Genomic DNA, 20,707 nt, shown 5'->3' on the forward strand with positions numbered 1-20,707 from the left:
CATAATGCTATTGTATGATTCAGATTCCCTATGATAGTATTTATCGGCTATTTGACATAAGGTGAAAAAATTGTGCTTATTCTATCGTATCCCTTCTCATTAGGGTGAAGTCCGTCACTGAAAAGCGACTCGTCTATCTTTCCACTTCCATCATTTTTCAAAAGAGCTGAGGTACAGTCAACAATATCCGTCAGCTCATCTTTTATAAGTGTCTCTTCCAAAAGAGTATTAAGACTGGCAATTCTCTCTTCCTGATCTTTTCTTGGGAATATCTTAACAATATGAAGTTTAGTTTCAGGTTGATGACTGCGTATAAGTTTAGACAGTTCTATAATTCCTGATACAATCTCTTCGTTGCTGTTTTTCTCGAGATTATTTGTACCTATCATCATAAATATATGCTTAGGAGAACAATTGTCCAACTCTCCATGATATATTCGCCATACAACATTCTCTATCCTATCCCATCCGAATCCCATATTGGTGACACTCTTTTTGCCGAAAAGTTTCTTCCACGACTTCTTGCCATTCTGCGTTCTATGTTCAGGATATCCACCCCAAAAGTGTGTTATTGAGTTACCTATCATCAAGACCTCAGGATTCTCTGTTGCATTTCTTTTCACGACAGCCTCATGTCTCTCTCTCCACTCATAATTGTGTGGCTCCCTTCTTTGGCTGCACGGTTCGAATATAGGTAACACATTACGTCCCAATATATCATTTATCTTGTTCACATAAGCATTGGCATACTCGGTCATTCCCAGATCGGAAGGATGCCATCCATCAACCTGTGCATCTGGAGTGATTCCTATCTCCTCCTTCGAAAGGTAATATAATCCTTTAACACTATCGGCTATCAGTTTATCGTATGCCCTACGCAGTTCTACATTGGTTACCGTACACTCATTCTCAATTGCCCTATTGGTAGTTCCATACATATAGCCATCGTTTTCAACGAGTAAAATAGGAGTATTACTTTTCGCCCTCAACTTTGCCACACCATTAATTGTACGCGCATATATACTATCATGTGAAGGATACATATTTGGCATACAATCGATAATATATAACTGTGACTTTACCTCAGACATCAGATCGAATATAGCAGGTTCCATCAAGCATTACCCGAGAACCCAAGATTTACTATAGGTGAGTCAAGTTTTCTTGCAACCTGATTACTCCAAGACATAGCAGGTCTCGATGCTGCTATACCCTGTGCTATTGAGGTCCCATAAACCACAATAGGTTTTTCGGAAGAGAGAGGAGCAAATTTAAATAGAGAGCTATCGGGTACACCTATACTAAGAGATGTTACCTCATTTAGCAGAGGTAGGAATAGTTGGTATTGGCTGCCTTCCTTATGGTTATTATGGTAATCCAGCCCTTTATAATGAAATAAAATAGTATCTCCTCTATTTTTACCAAAATTAAAATTTGAAGGGCACGCGCACCAGTCAGTCACACCATGACTATCTGTAGCATACATATCAACACCGCTACAAGCTATTGCAGGCATATTCCATTGACTAATAGAAGCAGATACGGTGTACTTAATGATAATTTCTGGGGCATTACTGTAAAAGTCTATATGAAGTCCCGAACTATTTGTTGAGAGATTCCATACAACACCTCTCACATTTGCTTTGGCTCTGATCGGCAAACGATGAAAACTTTTGCCAATCTCGCTGTTCCATGCTCTGCCCTGAACATTTGGTATGTCACCATCTAAAGGATTATACCATTTTATCTGTGCTGTAGCGAATAATGGTAGAAATAGTAAAAGAAAAGAGTAGATGTAATTTTTCATGATGTTTATATTCTGATTTCGGTTATTTCATTTAAAGGATATATCACTACAACATAGAGATATATTTACATTGCATTTCATCACAAATATAAATAAATAGGTTAAAAGATCGAGAATTAAAACAGAATTAGTCTTGATATTTTTTTCGTTCAACAGCTGTGGAGTATATAGATCACAGCTGATAGCTATATACTCTTCAACTGTGGAGTGAAAAAGTTCAACGATGTTACAGAGAATATATTATTAATTCACATAAACATTGCTTTTATGAAAACAAAAAAGTTAAGAGACTAGCCCTAAAAACTCTTCATGCTTTTTGGTCAGCCTCTCAACATATTTTATAAATATCCTATTCTCAACTATTCTTCTTCTCAAGTTCAGAAAGAGATTCCATCTTTTTCGTCTCTAGGAACTCATAAATACCGCAAAGATGCTCTTTCACCTTCTTATTACCGAACTCATAAACCTTAGTAACTAGTCCGTCCAGGAAATCACGGTCATGTGAAACAACAATCAAAGTTCCGTCAAATTCTACAAGTGCCTGTTTCAATATATCCTTGGTCTTTAGGTCAAGATGGTTTGTTGGCTCATCTAAGATAAGCAAGTTTACAGGTTCCAGAAGTAGCTTTATCATAGCAAGTCGTGTACGCTCACCACCAGATAGTACCTTAACCTTTTTCATTGACTCTTCAGGTCCTCCGAACATAAATGCACCTAGCAGATCTCTTATCTTATTTCTTATATCACCCTTTGCCACATCGTCTATGGTTTGGAATACAGTAAGATTTTCATCAAGTAGTGATGCCTGATTCTGTGCAAAATATCCAATCTGCACATTATGTCCCAAAGTAAGAGTTCCATCATGGTCAATCTCCTTCATTATACACTTTACAAGAGTAGATTTACCCTCACCATTCTTTCCAACGAAAGCAACCTTGTCTCCTCTTTCAATAGTAAGAGATGCATCCTTAAATACCACATGGTCACCATAGCTCTTTCCTACTCTATCCATTGTTACAGGATAGCTTCCACTTCGTGGTGAAGGAGGGAATTTAAGACGGAGTGCTGAAGAATCTTCCTCATCAACTTCAACTAACTGCAACTTCTCAAGCATCTTAACACGGCTCTGCACCTGAAGTGTCTTACTGTATGTACCTTTGAAGCGTTCTATAAACTCTGTTGTCTCCTGAATCATCTTCTGCTGGTCTTCATACTGCTTCTGCTGCTGTTCACGACGCTCTTTTCTCAGCACAAGGTATTGTGAGTAGTTTACCTTATAGTCGTATATTCTACCCATTGTAACCTCTATCGTACGAGTCGTGATGCGGTCAATAAATTTACGGTCGTGGCTTATTATCACTACCGCCTTACCATTGTTGATTAGGAACTCTTCAAGCCACTGAATAGATTCTATGTCCAGATGATTAGTAGGCTCATCGAGGAGTATGACATCAGGGTTCTGAAGAAGAAGTTTCGCAAGTTCAATTCTCATTCTCCAGCCGCCACTAAACTGATTTGTCGGTTTATTGAAGTCCTCTCTTTCAAAGCCAAGACCTAAAAGAGTCTTCTCTACATCCTCCTCGAAATGAGTTAGGTCAATGGCATAGAACTTCTCGCTCATTGCTGACACCTTCTCAATAAGAGCCATGTAAGAGTCACTCTCATAATCTGTTCTTGTCTCCAACTCTTTATTCAATGCATCTATCTCATCTTCCATATCTTTTAGATGAGCAAAAGCCTGCGATGCCTCCTCGAAGACAGTCCTACCATCTTCAGTCATAAGATGCTGAGGCAAATATGCCACTACACAATCTTTTGGTGTTGTAACCTTACCTCTAGTAGGTTGACGTACACCCGCAAGGATTTTAAGTAAAGTAGACTTTCCTGCACCATTCTTTCCCATAAGTGCAATACGGTCTTTCTCGTTTATCTGGAAAGATATATCATTGAATAATGTGGTTCCACCAAATTCGACTGCCAGTCCATCAACTGAAATCATATTAAGATCTATTTTATATTATAAGAAAAACCCGTCAATATACTGAGTTATATCCTAAAAGGTGTCAGACTATTGACGGGCTGATATTTTTAATTACTTATTATTAACTTGCAAAGAACAGTATTAATAATTGAGCTGAAAGAATTCTCAGGAACATAGATAAAGGATAAACTGTAGAATATCCTACTGCAGGAGCATTATTACTTGCAGCCTGATTTGCATAAGCCAATGCTGGTGGGTCAGTAGTACTTCCAGCCAAAAGACCCATAAGGGTAAAATAGTTTATCTTATATGCCATACGACCTATAACACCCATTACAAGCAGTGGAATTATTGTTATAAGGAATCCACAGCCAACATAGAGCAATCCATCACCCTCTACTACTGTCTGAACGAAATTTGCTCCGGCTTTAATACCCACACTTGCAAGGAAGAGAGCAATACCTATTTCGCGTAGCATAAGGTTAGCACTCAGCGTAGTATATGTAACAAGTTTCAGTTTATATCCGAAACGACCAATAAGTATAGCAACAATTAGCGGGCCACCTGCAAGACCAAGTTTTACAGGAGTTGGAACTCCTGGGAATGCTACTGGCAAACTACCGAAAAGAATACCTAAGAATATACCTATAAATATTGTAACGATGTTTGGATGATCAAGACGTTTCAAAGAGTTACCCAACAAATTTGCTACACGTTCAACTGCATCCTGAGGACCAACAACCATTACACGGTCACCAATCTGGAGAGTAAGATTACGAGAAGCAAATAGATCCATACCAGAACGGTTTACACGAGTTACGTTAACACCATACATGGTTCTGAAATGCATTTCACCAAGTTGTTTACCATTCATTTTTGACTGAGTAACGAGGATACGGCGAGACACCATTGGAGTATCTTGACTATCCCAGTCTACCTCAATTCTAGAACCAATAAATGCTATGATTGCTTCTGAATCATCTTCAGCACAAACAATAAACAGCTGATCTCCGAGGTTAAATACAGTATCTTTAGTAGGAATGCTTACATGACCATTCTGCAATATACGAGAACATACAAAATCACGGCTTAGCATATCTCTTATCTCGAGAAGTTTCTTTCCTGCTATAGCCTCATTATGTACCTCAAGGTGCATCATGAATGGTTTAAGATGTGGATTGGCAGACTCTTGATTTGCAATCTCTTCCTCCTCTTTCTTAAGGTTCACTCTACAAATATACTTAACTGCAATTATAGAGCCAATGATACCGATTACTCCAAGAGGATATGCACAAGCATACCCCATAGCAATCTGAGGCCCCGAATATTCCAACTGACTAAGCGCCTCATTTGCAGCACCAAGTCCAGGCGTATTAGTAACTGCTCCACAAAGGACACCTACCATCATTGGTAATGATACACGTCCACTGAGAGAATAATATAGCAATAGGGCAACCGCAATATTCAGCACCACTATGCCAAGGGCTACAACGTTCATTGATAGTCCGCCTTTCTTGAATGAAGAGAAGAATGAAGGACCAACCTGCAGACCTATACAGAAAACAAAAAGGATAAGACCGAAATCCTGAATAAAGTTAAGAATAGGTGTGTCCCCAGTGAATCCAAAATGGCCACAGAGAATACCTACAAATAACACAAATGTTACCCCTAATGAAATCCCGAAAATTTTAATTTTACCAAGCAGCACTCCAGCTGCAATGACGAAGGAATATAGCAACACAATATGCGCTACGGAGCTCCCATCAAACAAAAGAGTATTCAACCAATCCATATAAGTAAGATTACTTTTAAAAATTTGCGCAAAATTACTAATAAACAAATATCCATCCAACAAAAAACGGAAAGTTATTTCTATATATATGCATTTTGCAACTTATAGTTTGCAAAATGGATGGAAGTAAAAGGGAAATAAAAAAGATGAAGGCAATTACGGCCTAAACATCTTGAAAAACAGATGTAAAGAATACCTATTTTAAAATGAATTAGTATATTTGTGAGACCTCTTTCATGAGACGTCGGATATTAATTCTTAAATTAACACTAAATTCACAATGGCAGATAGTAAAGAAAAACTCTTTTCAGAATTTCCTAATGTGTCGACTGAAGATTGGATGTCAAAAATCACAGTTGATTTAAAAGGAGCTGATTATGAGAAGAAATTAGTTTGGAGAACTAATGAAGGGTTTAAGGTTAAGCCTTTTTACAGACAGGAAGACTTAAAAGGACTAAAAACAGTTGGATCACTCCCAGGAGAGTTCCCTTACCTTCGCGGTAATAAAAAGGATGACAATACTTGGCTTATCAGACAAGAGATAAATGTTGTCTCAGCAAAAGAGTCTAACTCTAAAGCAAAAGATATACTAAATAAAGGTATAGACTCATTAGGCTTCTCGGTAAAGAAAAAAGATATTTCACAAGAGTATGTTTCTGAACTTTTGGATGGTATTGATGCAGAGAAAGTTGAACTTAACTTCTCAACTTGCCAGGGACATACAGTACAACTCGCTAAAGAGCTGGTTACCTATTTCACAAATAAAGGATATAACCTTGAAAACATAAAAGGGTCTGTTAATTATGACCCAATGGGTAAGATGATGCTTAAAGGTAAAGACCTAAGCAACTTTGTAAATATTGCTAAGGAACTTATCGAAACTCTTGCTCCAATGAAGAAGTTCAGATGCATCTGTGTAAATACTGTAGAATTGAATAATTCCGGTGCTTACATATATCAGGAGCTTGGTTATGCTTTGGCTTGGGGAAATGAGTATCTTGAAAAACTTACTCAAGCGGGACTTCCTGCATCGCTTGTTGCAAAGAAGATTAAATTCAATTTCGGCATCAGTTCAAACTATTTCCTTGAAATAGCTAAGTTCAGAGCAGCAAGAATGCTTTGGGCAGATATTGTTAGAGAGTATAACCCTACATGCAATGGCAATTGCCCTAACAGAGGTGAGGATGGCACATGTAACTGTTCATCAAAGATGTTGGTTCATGCACAGACTTCTACATTTAACATGACTCTTTTCGATTCATATGTAAACCTTCTTAGAACACAGACAGAAAGTATGAGTGCTGCACTTGCAGGAGTAAACTCAATAACTGTCGTTCCATTCGACATTGCGTATAAAGAGACTGACGACTTCTCAGAGAGAATAGCTCGTAACCAGCAGCTGTTGCTTAAGGAGGAATCTCATTTTAATAAGGTAGTCGATCCTGCTGCCGGTTCATATTATATAGAAAATCTTACTGTATCTATTGCTGCTGAAGCTTGGAAACTATTCCTTGACGTTGTTGAAAAGGGAGGTATGTTAAGCGAAATCATGACTGGTAATATACAGGATGCGATAAATGCCAGCAACAAAGCTCGCCACGATGCAGTATCAAAACGTAAAGAAGTTCTCCTCGGTACAAACCAATATCCTAACTTCAACGAACTTTCTGAAGGTAAAGAACCTGCTGAGAGAGCAAGCTGTTGCGGTGGAGAAAAGAAAGATTCATGTGATAGACCTGTAAAGACTCTAGACAGTGCTCGTATGGCAAGTGAGTTCGAAGCATTAAGACTTAGCACTGAGAAATCGGGCAAACGTCCTAAAGCATTCATGCTCACAATTGGTAATTTGGCTATGCGTCAGGCACGTGCCCAGTTCTCATGCAACTTCCTTGCATGTGCTGGTTATGAAGTAATTGACAACCTTGGATTCCAGAGTGTTGAGGAGGGAGTTGAAGAGGCTTTGAAGGCTAAAGCCGACATCGTTGTTCTATGCTCTAGCGATGACGAATATGCAGAGTATGCTGTTCCAGCATTAAAAGCACTCGATAATCGTGCCATCTTTATTGTAGCAGGTGCACCAGCTTGTATGGACGACCTTAAAGCTGCAGGTATTGAGACTTCATACATGTACGTTGTAATGTTCTTGATACATTAAAGGAATACAATGAAAAACTAGGAATTAAGGAATGAATCAGATGAAACCGAATTTTAAAAATATAGATATTTATGCCTCTTTCAAAGAGAAGGATGGCATGCAATGGCAAAAGGACAATGATATAAAGAGCAACTGGAAGACTCCAGAGCATATCAATGTTAAGCCTGTTTACACAAAAGAGGACCTTCAGGGAATGGAGCACTTGGATTATGCTGCCGGTATTCCTCCATATCTTCGTGGCCCATACTCTATGATGTTTACATTCCGTCCCTGGACAATCCGTCAGTATGCCGGATTCTCAACTGCCGAGGAGAGTAACGCATTCTACCGCCGTAACCTTGCTTCTGGTCAGAAAGGTCTATCTGTTGCATTCGACCTTCCAACCCACAGAGGTTATGACCCAGACCACGAACGTGTAGTAGGTGACGTAGGTAAGGCTGGTGTATCTATCTGTTCATTAGAGAACATGAAAGTTTTGTTCGACGGTATACCTTTGAGCAAAATGTCTGTATCAATGACTATGAATGGTGCCGTTCTTCCTATAATGCATTCTATATAAATGCCGGTCTTGAGCAAGGTGCAAAACTTGAAGAGATGGCAGGAACCATACAGAATGATATCCTTAAAGAGTTCATGGTTCGTAACACATATATCTATCCACCTACATTCTCTATGAAGATTATCTCTGATATATTTGAATATACATCACAGAAGATGCCTAAGTTCAACTCTATATCTATATCAGGATATCATATGCAGGAAGCAGGTGCCACAGCTGACATCGAACTAGCTTACACTCTTGCAGACGGACTTGAATATCTTCGTGCAGGTGTTGCAGCAGGTATAGACATCGATGCTTTCGCACCACGTCTCTCTTTCTTCTGGGCGATTGGTATGAATCACTTCATGGAGATTGCAAAGATGAGAGCAGCACGTATGCTATGGGCTAAGATTGTGAAACAGTTTAATCCAAAGAACTCAAAATCTCTTGCACTGCGTACTCACTCACAGACATCAGGATGGTCTCTTACAGAACAGGACCCATTCAATAATGTAGGTCGTACATGTATTGAAGCTATGGCTGCTGCTCTTGGTCACACTCAGTCACTTCATACAAATGCTCTTGATGAGGCCATCGCACTTCCTACAGACTTCTCAGCACGTATTGCCCGTAATACTCAGATCTATATCCAGGAAGAGACTAACATATGCAAGAACGTAGACCCATGGGGAGGTTCATACTATGTAGAATCTCTTACAAATGAGCTTGCTCATAAAGCTTGGGAACATATACAGGAAATCGAAAGCCTTGGTGGTATGGCAAAAGCTATTGAAACAGGAGTTCCTAAGATGAGAATCGAAGAGGCTGCTGCCCGTACTCAGGCTAGAATTGACTCAGGAGAACAGACTATCGTGGGTACAAACAAATATCGTCTTGAAAAAGAGGATCCTATAGATATTCTGGAAGTTGACAATACTGCTGTTCGTCTTGAACAGATAGAGAACCTGAAACGTCTGAAAGAGGGAAGAAATCAGGCTGAGGTAGATAAGGCACTTGATGCTATAACTGAATGTGTAAAAACCCGTAAAGGCAATCTGCTTGAACTTGCTGTAGAGGCTGCAAGAGTACGCGCTACTCTAGGAGAAATCTCTTTAGCTTGCGAAAAGGAGGTAGGTCGCTATAAAGCCATAATTAGAACTATATCAGGAGTGTATTCATCAGAGAGTAAGAAAGATCCGGATTTCGTGAAAGCTTGCGAAATGACCGAAAAGTTTGCAAAACAAGAGGGACGTCGTCCTCGTATCATGATAGCAAAGATGGGCCAGGACGGTCACGACCGTGGTGCCAAAGTTGTAGCAACAGGTTATGCTGACTGCGGTTTCGATGTAGATATGGGACCATTGTTCCAGACTCCTGCAGAAGCAGCACGTGATGCAGTGGAAAATGATGTTCACGCAGTAGGTGTATCTTCTTTGGCTGCAGGTCATAAGACTCTTATCCCACAGATCATTGAAGAGCTTAAGAAACTTGGTCGTGAAGATATCCTTGTATTTGCAGGTGGTGTTATCCCTGCCCAAGACTATGACTTCCTTTATAAAGCAGGTGTTGTGGCTATATTCGGCCTGGTACTTCTGTATCAAAGGCAGCTTGCCAGATCATGGACATTCTTCTTGAAGAATAATCATGTTACAACAGTAAATAATATTAAAGGGGTGCATCTCACAATGGGATGCACCCCTTCTATTTTAAAGAGCTTTATTGCCTTACCTAATAATAGTTTTTACTCTCAACTAAAAATCATATCATCATGGAATTTAATAAGAAACCCCATGAATGTATCTTTTTATCAGACTGTGATTTCTATATCCAGTACATAGCTTATTCGTCCCAAAACTGCGGAACGAAAAAATGTAGGAAAAGGTATGCAATGAAACAGACTACTTATATCCCCATTTCAATGAGAATAGATAGAAAACAGGATTATTCTGAACAGAGACAATTCTTTAGATTGTTCCTAGCCTCAGCATTATGTTCGAAAACATTTGCTATTTTACTGCATGAATCAATCTCTCTGCATTCTGCACAAGTTTCGAACCCACGGTCAACTGCGCACTTACGGATATCACACATTGTACTACAGTAGTATGTCTTAATACCATCTATGCGACAGCCTTCACAGTTGATGTGTTCAGGTAGGATAGGTACATTATTCAACTTTGACCAAAGCTGTGCGGTCTTCTCACGAAGAGCGTCGTCATTGTTCTTTGTTGCAAGTAAAGCATCGCACTTCTCACAATCTAGGCCGCAGATGGCAATATTCTTTTTGTTTTCCATAATATTATTGTTATATATGATCAGTATCTATTGTATTTCTTCTATAACTTTTTTCTTATCGGATGCCTAATCACAGTCTTCATCTTTCCTGGCGCACACTTTCTCTGGCATAGCTTTTGGCATATAAAACTCTTTGTAATATTTTTTTAAATCAAATGCCATAATTGATTATTATTAATCTGTTGTTCTATTTTATACAATCTTCTATAGTCACTTGAGCCATTATTACTTACTAGCTTCTAGTCTTACTATTTAGATAATATAATACTGATAAATAAACATATACATATTTATCTAATAATGGATACATATACTTTGCTAATTTACAAATATTCTTCTTATGCAGATCTTCACAAATTAAAAATGTATATTTTTTTTCAAACTAGTTGTAATTTCATATCTTAATGAACGTTTTCAAAAAGAGTAAAATATACCATATACGTGGTATTTACTATATATAGTATTAATGATAACTTTGCATCATACAAATAAGAAACTATAAACAATATATATTATGGCAAGAATTAAAAAAGAATTGACTGAACTTATTGGTAATACCCCACTTCTTGAGATATCAAGATTGGCAAAGTTCAAAGGTGCAAAAGCAAATGTTATTGCTAAGTTGGAATATTTCAATCCAGGTGGAAGTGTTAAAGATAGAGTAGCTTTAGCTATGATAGAAGATGCTGAGGAGAAAGGCCTTCTTAAGCCAGGTGCTGTAATCATTGAACCAACAAGTGGAAACACAGGAGTTGGACTTGCGTGGGTAGCAACAGTCAAAGGATACAAAGCTATACTAACAATGCCTGAGACCATGAGTGTAGAGAGACAGAACCTCTTAAAAGCAATGGGTGCACAGCTTGTTCTTACGGAAGGTGCAAAAGGAATGAAAGGTGCCATAGCAAAAGCTGAAGAACTTAAGGAAAACACTCCTGGAGGCATAATCTTAGGACAGTTTGTGAACATGGCTAACCCTTATATTCACTCAAAAACTACTGCTCAGGAAATATGGAATGATACTGATGGTAAAGTAGACATATTTGTTGCCGGTGTAGGTACCGGAGGTACTGTAAGCGGTGTAGGAAAAGGACTTAAAGAACATAATCCAAATATACAGATTGTAGCAGTTGAACCAGCAAATTCACCTGTACTTTCAGGAGGTTCACCATCTCCACATAAAATACAAGGTATAGGTGCAGGATTCATTCCTAACACATACAATGGTAATGTTGTAGATAAAATTATACAGGTAAAGGATAATGATGCTATACGAACAGGAAGAGAGTTATCTCAAAAAGAGGGACTACTTGTAGGTATATCATCAGGAGCAGCTGCCTTTGCAGCTTTGGAATTGGCTAAGCTTCCGGAAAATGAAGGAAAGAATATAGTAGTTCTTCTTCCTGACACAGGTGAGAGATACCTGTCAACAGTACTTTACGCATTCGAGGAATACCCTCTATAAGAAGTAACGTCTAATGCTGTTTCATATAAAAAATTGATACTCTTACAAAGGCTTAATGCTTTACAAAAAGATAGCACATGAGAGTAGATTAGTACTAAAAAAAACAATATTTATATAAATAGCTCCATTTTCCGAGACTATATGATTATCTTTGGCAATTAATTTTATCGTGACCTGGTTACTGATAAAATTAATTGCCAAAATTTTATATACAGTTTTTAGCAAATGAATATAGCGACTTTAATATCAGGAGGAGTAGACAGTGGCGTAGTTACACACCTACTGTGTGAGCAAGGATACAAGCCAGACCTGTTCTATATAAAAATAGGCATGGACGGAGAAAATGATCTATCATGTACAGCAGAAGAGGACATTGAGCTCGCAACTGCTACTGCAAAAAAATATGGACTACAATTCAATATTATAGATTTACAGAAAGAGTATTGGGATAATGTTGTGGCTTATGCTATCGACAAAGTAAAGAGAGGCTTTACCCCAAATCCGGATGTGATGTGTAATAAGCTCATTAAATTTGGTTGCTTTGAACAAAAGGTAGGGCATCTTTATGATAAGACTGCCACAGGTCACTATGCTTCAATCGTTGAGAGAGATAATAAGATATGGCTGGGTACTGCTGTCGATCCTGTGAAAGATCAGACAGACTTTCTGGCACAGATAGATTATCTACAAGTTTCCAAGTTGATGTTTCCTCTTGGCTCGCTAATGAAAGATGAGGTAAGGGATATTGCACTGAATGCTAAACTGCCAAGTGCAAGAAGAAAGGACTCACAAGGAATCTGTTTTCTAGGTAAGATAAACTACAATGACTTCCTCCGTAAATTTCTGGGAGAGAAAGAGGGAAACATAATAGAGTTGGAGACAGGAAAGAAAATCGGAAAGCATAAAGGATTCTGGTTCCATACTATAGGACAACGCAAAGGACTTGGACTTAGTGGTGGCCCTTGGTTTGTTATAAACAAAGATATAAACGAGAACATTATATATGTATCCAAAGGCTACGACTGCGAGAAACAGTATGGCACAGATTTCCTTCTTCAGGACTTCAACTATATAACTGATGATTTATGGAAGGGTGAGGATAATGTTGAGATAGCATTCAAGATTCGTCATACCGACTCTTTCAAAAAGGGTATACTTACACGCGAAGGTGACCATCTTCATATACATAGCACCACTCCTGTACAAGGTATTGCTCCAGGACAGTTCGGTGTATTATATGACAAGGATGAAAAAATATGTGTAGGCAGCGGTGAAATAAGGGTCTGATCAGATATAATATTCCATAGGATCGACAATACCTGCCCTCATAGCATATTTTGTCGCCTCATGCACATTATTAACAGATAATTTACGAAAGATATTCTTTCTATGGGTCATTACAGTGTATACACTTGAGAATCGGATAGAAGCAATATCTTTCGTACTTTTTCCCAATGCCATCAATCTTAGTATTTCACGCTCTGTAGATGTTAGCAGAGATGGCTCAGCCTCATGCTTGTCAGAATCGGCCTGAGCAATCTGATTTGTAACCTTCTCACATATAAACTGTTTCATAAGTGATACATCCTTTAATCCACTCTCAATCTCCTTCCTAGAGCTATCCTTCAAAATAAAACTGAAGCATGTTGAGAAGTATACTAATCTCTTAATGAAATCTGTAACTAGAGAATCACTGAAGAGAATAAAACAAGCTTTGGGATATCGGGCATGAAGTACAATAAGATACTCTTCCGAAAGGTCAACCATAGTATAATCTACAATCACCACCCCATCCGAATGATTCTTCAGAAAGTGAACAATACTTGTTTTGTCAATACCTTCACTTATGGAAGAGAAAATATTGCATTGTCTTGCTATAGTATTTATCCCTATAGAAGTAGCATCCTGTAAATCAACTATCAGAAGATCTTTCATTGTCTATATCTAACTGTGAGAAGCAAAATTAAATTAAAATATTATTTAAATCAGATTAATTATTTAAATGTTTATAAACTAGATTCTATTTTTTAATTTTGTATCAATCTCCAAAGACAGTGGAGAGCAATAACCAAAAAAATTATATAAATAAAAATATGGATATAGCATATGTAATAAACTTCCTAAAGGAATTAGCGGCAAACAACAACCGAGAGTGGTTCACTGCCAACAAGGATAAATATGAGAAGGCAAAGAACGAGTTTGATATACTTACTACTGCCCTAATAGAGACTATCTCTACATTTGAGCCTGGAGTAAAAGGTATGCAGCCATCACAATGTACATACCGAATATACCGAGATGTACGTTTCTCATCCGATAAGACTCCATATAAAACATATATGGGAGCTTACGTGAATCCACGTGGAAAGAAATCCAATCATTGTGGATACTATCTTCACCTGGAGCCAGGCAGATGTATGCTCTGTGCCGGAAGCATATGTTGGCCAACAAAACTGCTTAAGGATGTACGACAAGCTATTTTTGATAATATAGATCAGTATATAGAGATAGTAGAGAATCCTGAATTCAAGAAATATTATCCTATTGTTGGTGATGAGCGTCTTCTTTCTGCACCAAAGGGATTCGATAAAAACTGGGAACATATAGACTATCTGAAACCGAAAGATTATAGCATAAACTGCAATCTGCCGGATAGGTTCTTCACAGAAGATATTGATACGTTGATGAAAAGAGTAGGTCATATCTTCGAGGTTGCAAAACCTTTTGCCGATTTCACCAACTATACTATTGATGAGTTTGAAAGGTAAAATATATAGAGCATGCACAACTATTTGTGCATGCTCTTTTTAATTTCTTCAATAGTATTCAATGAGTTTAATAGTTCAAGGTTCTCTTTTATCTGAGATAGCGATTTGCTGTTTCCTGCTTCAAATATCTTTTTTGCAGTACTCCAATCTCCACTTCTAAGAAGAATCATTCCATAGATATTTAAGTAGTAATCTTTATATTTCTCCTTGTCTATTTTAGATAGATAAGAGTAAGCTTTATCAATATCGCCATTAATCAATTGTGCCTGTGCTGCATTAATATTTGCTACAGAATTCGCAGGGAAGTATTTTGCACCTATAAGCATACAGTACTTAAACTTATCGCTTCCTTCGGGATACATGTTTGCTACATCATAAATCTCTCTAAGACTTAGGTTCTTCGGACAACTATTAATAAAGCCATCAGCTTGTCGGCTATCATAATTATCGACATCGTACATGACTTTGACCTCTACCACTCTCAACTTAGGAAATATATTTTTAAGCATATATCTGTATGAATCTCCTCTATCTAAATTCATCAACTTCAACTCACGTCCTTTGAATATACTTACGTTGTCTATAATATCTATTATCTTATTCTTATGCTCCAGTGAAGAACTCTCAATTATCTTCCTCAGTCCTTCCCAATTTTCACCACCATAGTTGACTGTGAAGACAGAATCAGCAATATTATACTTATTAATTAGATAATTTCTCAAAGACCCGGATCTTTTTACTGATAACCTCATATTCACATCGTACAATCCTTCAGGAGACGAGAAACCATTAATCAATATATTTTTGATTGAGACTCCCTCTATTCCTTTAACCTTTGCTATCATACCTCCTATCCTGTCAAGCTCAGATTTGTTATTAGAGATAGATTCTATAATACGGCATTCATTCAGATTAAAGATGAGATGTGCTTTCTCAGTTTCAACTCTACTTTTTACATACTCAACATCAGGTTCAACAAACTTATAATGTAACTTTGAGTTCCTTACATCACTGTTATTAAAGGGTATTATCTCTGTATCCTTTATCTTTCCGCATCCACAGTCATCAACCTTAATCTTTAGCTTTGCATTGTCAAACCAATCTTCATAAGCAACAGCATAGTTGTATGTTATAGACTCTTTCTTGGCATCTTCAAGATTGAATATTTGATAAGCATTATCAATCGAAGCGATCATCTTCTTATCATTAAGAGCTAAAGAGCGCTTATATTTCCTGTAGTTGTCTTTGCCATTTACAGATAATTGTGGCAATTCTAGAGTTTTGCAATCTCCTACAAGAAAAGGAGTGATAACTATATTCTTTGATGACTTGACTTTTACATTCGATAGATCAAAAGTAATCTGAATATAGAGTGAGTCTCCCTGTTGTTGGATAAATGGGCTCTTGGAATAGACTATTTCATTTTTTTGAGCAAGACATCCTACACTGAGAAATATAATTCCCAAAGCTATAATTTTCTTCAGAATCATGACTCTTCTATTTTATGTTATAAATAATTGATAGTGCAACTTTATTAGGTCCTAAACAGTTTTTCGACTCCTTACTTATCTTATCACCACACTTCTGACTATAATATTTTCTATAGTTTAGATAAGTATAACCTACACCTACTTCAAACTCAGCACTCCACTTGTTAGAAATCATCCATTGATGACCGAAGGAAATACCGATCCCTAATAGATAACCTTGGAATCTATAGTTTTTCATCGTTCTGTTCTCTAATCCAAAGAACTTTCCATCTTTAAATCCAAAAGGTAACATTCCCCCCATGTTATAATATGCATATTGAGTATGAATACCCCAGAAACTGCCGTTAAACTTTTCACAAGTCCACATACGTACCTCCGGTTGTATCATAAAGTGTTTCATCTTCTTATTGTCACTGAAACTCCATGGATTGTAGTTTATGGGAAGATCAATAGTAACCTTTCTGCTCAAAGCAATCTCAGCGCCAATATTTACTGTAGAAGTAGCATCGTAAAGCAGATTAGATTTTACTGCTACTCTTTGAGCAGAAGCTTTAGCTGGAAATAATATCCAGCTAAAAGCTATAATAATTGAAATGATTATTCTCACTGTTATATTATTATTTTTTTATCAAAGAATTATTATTCCATAACGCAACGAACAAGTCCAGATGTAATAGGAAAAGGACTACCACTCCTTACCCATCCCATAGCAGGATCAACTACTACACCCGTGTTCAAAGGGAAATTAATAAAACCCTCTTTCGTATAATATACAGCATCTGAACGAGAAAAGAAATTACCACCAGAATAATGGTAATTCCTAAATACTGAAGAATTTGGTATATAGAAAAATTGTTCTGGAGAAAAACTATATTGTACATAGAATACATAACAGATATTATACTTCCCAACCATGGTTTTTGTAGTATTGTGTTTTAAACGGGTATAAGCACCATTAGTATTTTTCTCTAAAATCCAGTCCCATTCTCCACTTCCAGTTTCCTTAGAACCTAATTTAAACCCTATTGGACAAGCCTTTTTTGCCTGCTCCTCTGTAAAAATAGCACCAGCTGCTTCTTTACTAATGGGTATATCACCAAATTTAATCGTTGAAGCACCTCCAACCGCCCCATAATACTCTCCACTTGATCCAACACCAGCTGTTGCACCCAAATTCCTATCAAGCCATACTTTATTATTCATTATAAATGTAGAATAGTAATATACATCAGTAGGCTCCAATCCACTCGAATTTTCACCTAATGGCCACATAATGCCCGTTTGATAGGCATTATATGTCACCTTCTGTCCATCTTCAAATTCAACAGCAAACATACCGCTCCAACCTATTTTAACCTCACGGGCAGCCAATATCTCAACCTCATATTTTGTATTTGGATCCCCCTCATGCTCTGTCATACTGAATGTCAGATTATTACCCGCATTAGGATCTGTAACAATCCTCCAACTGCCGGAACTCTGAATAGATAGTACATATTTATATTGCTTACTATCGGCTATTGAAAAGTTCAAATCATTTTGTGAACATTGATTTTCTGGGAATCCTTTCAACTGCTTATAAAAATCAAGAATTGTTCCTTTGATTGTATAATCAGTTGCATAATACAACTTCTCATAAACCTCAACAGTATACGTTCTTGTGAATTGTTTATCATGAGATATATTACTTTGAATTATTGGAATAGAGCCAGTAGATTGACTTCCATCTTGATTTACAGAAACTTTAAGTTGTGCATTTCTATATACACCAGTAGTATTTTTATCAGGGAGAACATCAAAATAGAATATACCTGTATCCTTATCACCACCCTTATAGTTTACATTAAGCCAAGCAAAATCTGAATTATCATAAATCAGTGCGACCTTAATATCTTTTGAAGGGTCAATGCCTTGACAGCTACCAAGTAAATCTACAGTTATAGATTTTGGAACAGAATCACTATTAGAAAAATAGAGAGTAGAAGGAGTTATATTCAATCCTTGCACAGTTTTGGTAGGATTTAACTGCTTAAGAGTTATCGGCAACTTCAGTCCCCCCCACTCAACATATACTGTAGCAAAATAATCTTTACTTGTATTATTCTTCTTTGGAGCCGAAACAGTGAGTGATGTATCATCCTTTTTTGAAGCTGTGAAATTTGCGGCATTGTCTCCTGAGAGTGCAGATACTTTCCATGGATCATTGATAGGATTAGTTTCACTTTTAGTAACAGAAACATCTATATCAGTGCTTCCCCCATCAACTCCGAATATAACGTTGACCACCGAAACTGTCAATCTATTACCATGCTCATCAATTAAAAGATTCTTCAATCCACTGTTATCCCAGTCATTTACAATATATTCAACTTTTACTTCCTTCTCATCAGCCGCTTCAGTTTTTGTTCCACTACCATCACACTTAACATTTGTAATATTGATGGTATATATGTGGTTTCTCTCAAGATCCTGAGAACAATTTGGTGCTACTACATTTACCCTATAATATGTTAACTTTGAACTACCGGCATAATATCCTCCAATAATCAGACATGTTGTTCTCTTGTCATTTATTGTAGGTGTCAGTACCTGATTTTCGAAGGTATATAGTGAAGCAGATATTGACAAACCATCAGAAGAGGTACCAATATTATCTGTAAGATCAATATAGTCATCTGATATGTATTTACAAGCACTGATTTGGCTACTCTTTCTACAATTCCAAAGTTCTGCAGAGACAAGTTTAAAATTGGACAAGTCAACAGAATTCTTTATGTCAATCCTTGATACCATTCTTGTAAAGTTTACAGATAATTGATTAGTTTTTTCAGCTTTATCGCTAATAGATACCATAGGGAGTCTACTCTGAGAAGCCCCTTTACTTGTTGAAACATTGAATGTCAAGATATCTTCTGCCTCTTTTGCTGTTTTATCTTCCAGTAAAGAATCAAAATAATCACTTGTGCTGCTTTTTGTATAATCTGAATAATTAGCAATCATTATAATTCGAAAAGCCTCCTTTACTGTAAAGTCATCAGGTAAAGTACAAGAAGCAGAACCTGTTCCTGCATAAGGGTTGTCATTAGTTGAAACTATTTGCATTCCAATATATTTCCCTGAGCCATCAATACCAGGAAGGAAGAAGAAGGCATAAATCTCTTTTACCTTGTTCTCCTCTTGACTACACTCTCCTATTGCTCTAGAGCTTAACACCTTAGAGTCAGCTCCAGAAATATTGTAAACTATATTAAGTTTATCCTCTTCATTGACATTCGATGATATATCATCTGATATACAACCTGTCAGCAGAAGAAATAAAAGTGGTAATATTCGTCTTATCATATTTTGAACTTTATTTATTACTGTTTATCTTAACTCAGTATCCTGCATATCCTCTGTTATCCAATCAGTTACTTCAAAAGCCTCTTCATCTCCTAATTCTCTATCATATTCTCCCTCTAGCTCCCATGGAATAACACTATAAGTTACATTCAGCAATCCTTTAGATGTAAATGATATATCCAAATAAGTTATTCTATTTCGGACAACTCCATAATATGACTCATCAGATGAAGAATTTATTATTGGAATGGTATAGTTCTTTATCAAGCTATTCACTCTTAATGATACTTTTAACGAGGTCGCAATAAGGCTATCATTTCTTTCTATAGGAGCATGTTCGAAGAGGTAAACAGGTTTCATTGATGCCGATGTATCCGAAAATCCATTCTCAAGAACTCTGAAAACTGATGATATCTCAGTATTTGCATATACCAATCCTCCGGGTGAATACTTAACCCCCCAATCATTATTCTGCAGCAAGAGAAAACTCTTTTGGGATGTATTAGCCAACGATGTAGATAAAAGAGTGACAGGAACTGACACATCTTCACTTTTCTCAATTCTCATCTCAAGCTTACTAACGCATCTTGTCAACTCTATATTTGTATATATTTTATCAGTAGATACATCATCTATTGTTTGACTACCCGTAAAAGGTAGAATATCTGATTTATATATCCCATCGGCGCCAACTGTTAACTGGTTGACTGTACTTATACTTTCCCCTTCTAGATTCCTATCAGGTAGATACATTTCTGAATTTGCAAATACATACAGTAGCTTGTTCGTTTTACTGATTTTCACAGAGAGCATACATGGCATCTGTATACCATCATTATCTGTAGTATCTCGATCAACCTCAATAATTCCCTCTTTTGAGCACACAAGAATTCTTAAAGATACTATCTTACTCTCTTTTACATTAGTAGTTGCTCTTGAGCCAACAACCGAGATATTCAACTCTCTTTCATTAGTCACTTCATCGCCTACCAAGCCTACTTCACATCCTGTAAATGATATAAAAGCACACATTAATATGAATAATGAAATATGTCTCATTAAATTGAAGTTATG

The 20,707-nt window shown here is 37.1% G+C and carries 12 protein-coding genes and 3 pseudogenes; 5 read left to right on the forward strand and 10 right to left on the reverse strand.

What is annotated here, in order from left to right; all coding sequences use genetic code 11:
• Nucleotides 1-47: 47 nt before the first annotated feature.
• The 4 genes and pseudogenes from JCM15092_RS17840 to JCM15092_RS12430 all read right to left on the reverse strand — a co-directional run bounded on the left by JCM15092_RS17840 (nt 48) and on the right by JCM15092_RS12430 (nt 5,580).
• On the reverse strand, nt 48-758 hold the full coding sequence (locus tag JCM15092_RS17840; RefSeq protein WP_369384661.1) for a GDSL-type esterase/lipase family protein: 711 nt from the start codon (nt 756-758) through the stop codon (nt 48-50).
• Nucleotides 759-782: 24 nt separating this feature from the next.
• Nucleotides 783-1,807: pseudogene (locus JCM15092_RS17655) on the reverse strand (SGNH/GDSL hydrolase family protein); the annotation flags it as partial.
• A gap of 355 nt (nt 1,808-2,162) precedes the next feature.
• Nucleotides 2,163-3,806 carry an ABC-F family ATP-binding cassette domain-containing protein gene (locus JCM15092_RS12425; RefSeq protein ID WP_024994947.1) on the reverse strand — a complete coding sequence of 548 codons (1,644 nt, stop codon included), beginning with the start codon at nt 3,804-3,806 and terminating at the stop codon, nt 2,163-2,165.
• Between the two features lie 103 nt (nt 3,807-3,909).
• Entirely contained in the window at nt 3,910-5,580 is a 1,671-nt protein-coding gene (locus JCM15092_RS12430) for a putative transporter (protein ID WP_024994948.1), read from the reverse strand.
• A 280-nt stretch (nt 5,581-5,860) separates the two neighbouring features.
• Between JCM15092_RS12430 and mutA the strand changes: the two are divergent.
• Nucleotides 5,861-7,770 (forward strand): annotated as a pseudogene (gene mutA / locus JCM15092_RS16080) (methylmalonyl-CoA mutase small subunit).
• Nucleotides 7,771-7,775: 5 nt separating this feature from the next.
• Nucleotides 7,776-9,918 (forward strand): annotated as a pseudogene (gene scpA, locus JCM15092_RS16085) (methylmalonyl-CoA mutase).
• Between the two features lie 299 nt (nt 9,919-10,217).
• Here the strand turns inward: scpA and JCM15092_RS12445 are convergent.
• The gene (locus tag JCM15092_RS12445) at nt 10,218-10,571 is read right to left on the reverse strand and encodes a DUF3795 domain-containing protein (protein WP_024994949.1); all 354 of its coding nucleotides are present in this window, start codon (nt 10,569-10,571) and stop codon (nt 10,218-10,220) included.
• Nucleotides 10,572-11,085: 514 nt separating this feature from the next.
• Between JCM15092_RS12445 and cysK the strand changes: the two genes are divergently transcribed.
• Both cysK and mnmA read left to right on the forward strand, forming a co-directional pair.
• Nucleotides 11,086-12,033, forward strand: coding sequence for a cysteine synthase A (gene cysK / locus JCM15092_RS12455; RefSeq protein ID WP_024994950.1), 948 nt, complete (start codon nt 11,086-11,088; stop codon nt 12,031-12,033).
• A 225-nt stretch (nt 12,034-12,258) separates the two neighbouring features.
• A complete protein-coding gene (gene mnmA, locus JCM15092_RS12460; protein WP_024994951.1) occupies nt 12,259-13,320 on the forward strand; it encodes a tRNA 2-thiouridine(34) synthase MnmA in 1,062 nt (353 codons plus the stop codon).
• Here the strand turns inward: mnmA and JCM15092_RS12465 are convergent, their stop codons facing one another.
• A complete protein-coding gene (locus JCM15092_RS12465; protein ID WP_024994952.1) occupies nt 13,321-13,968 on the reverse strand; it encodes a response regulator transcription factor in 648 nt (215 codons plus the stop codon).
• A 158-nt stretch (nt 13,969-14,126) separates the two neighbouring features.
• On the opposite strand from JCM15092_RS12465, the gene JCM15092_RS12470 reads away from it, so the two are divergent.
• Nucleotides 14,127-14,801, forward strand: coding sequence for a DUF2461 domain-containing protein (locus JCM15092_RS12470; protein WP_024994953.1), 675 nt, complete (start codon nt 14,127-14,129; stop codon nt 14,799-14,801).
• Nucleotides 14,802-14,821: 20 nt separating this feature from the next.
• Here JCM15092_RS12470 and JCM15092_RS12475 read toward each other — a convergent pair whose 3' ends face one another.
• Genes JCM15092_RS12475 through JCM15092_RS12490 form a run of 4 tightly spaced genes read right to left on the reverse strand, consistent with a single transcriptional unit; the run spans nt 14,822 to nt 20,692 of the window.
• Entirely contained in the window at nt 14,822-16,291 is a 1,470-nt protein-coding gene (locus JCM15092_RS12475; RefSeq protein WP_024994954.1) for a DUF3868 domain-containing protein, read from the reverse strand.
• A 7-nt stretch (nt 16,292-16,298) separates the two neighbouring features.
• Nucleotides 16,299-16,898, reverse strand: coding sequence for a DUF3575 domain-containing protein (locus JCM15092_RS12480; RefSeq protein WP_051532562.1), 600 nt, complete (start codon nt 16,896-16,898; stop codon nt 16,299-16,301).
• A gap of 32 nt (nt 16,899-16,930) precedes the next feature.
• On the reverse strand, nt 16,931-19,633 hold the full coding sequence (locus JCM15092_RS12485; protein ID WP_024994956.1) for a DUF4906 domain-containing protein: 2,703 nt from the start codon (nt 19,631-19,633) through the stop codon (nt 16,931-16,933).
• A gap of 24 nt (nt 19,634-19,657) precedes the next feature.
• On the reverse strand, nt 19,658-20,692 hold the full coding sequence (locus JCM15092_RS12490) for a hypothetical protein (protein WP_024994957.1): 1,035 nt from the start codon (nt 20,690-20,692) through the stop codon (nt 19,658-19,660).
• Nucleotides 20,693-20,707: the final 15 nt, after the last annotated feature.

It is taken from the genome of Phocaeicola paurosaccharolyticus JCM 15092 (assembly GCF_000613805.1).
In the GTDB taxonomy this organism is placed as follows: domain Bacteria; phylum Bacteroidota; class Bacteroidia; order Bacteroidales; family Bacteroidaceae; genus Phocaeicola; species Phocaeicola paurosaccharolyticus.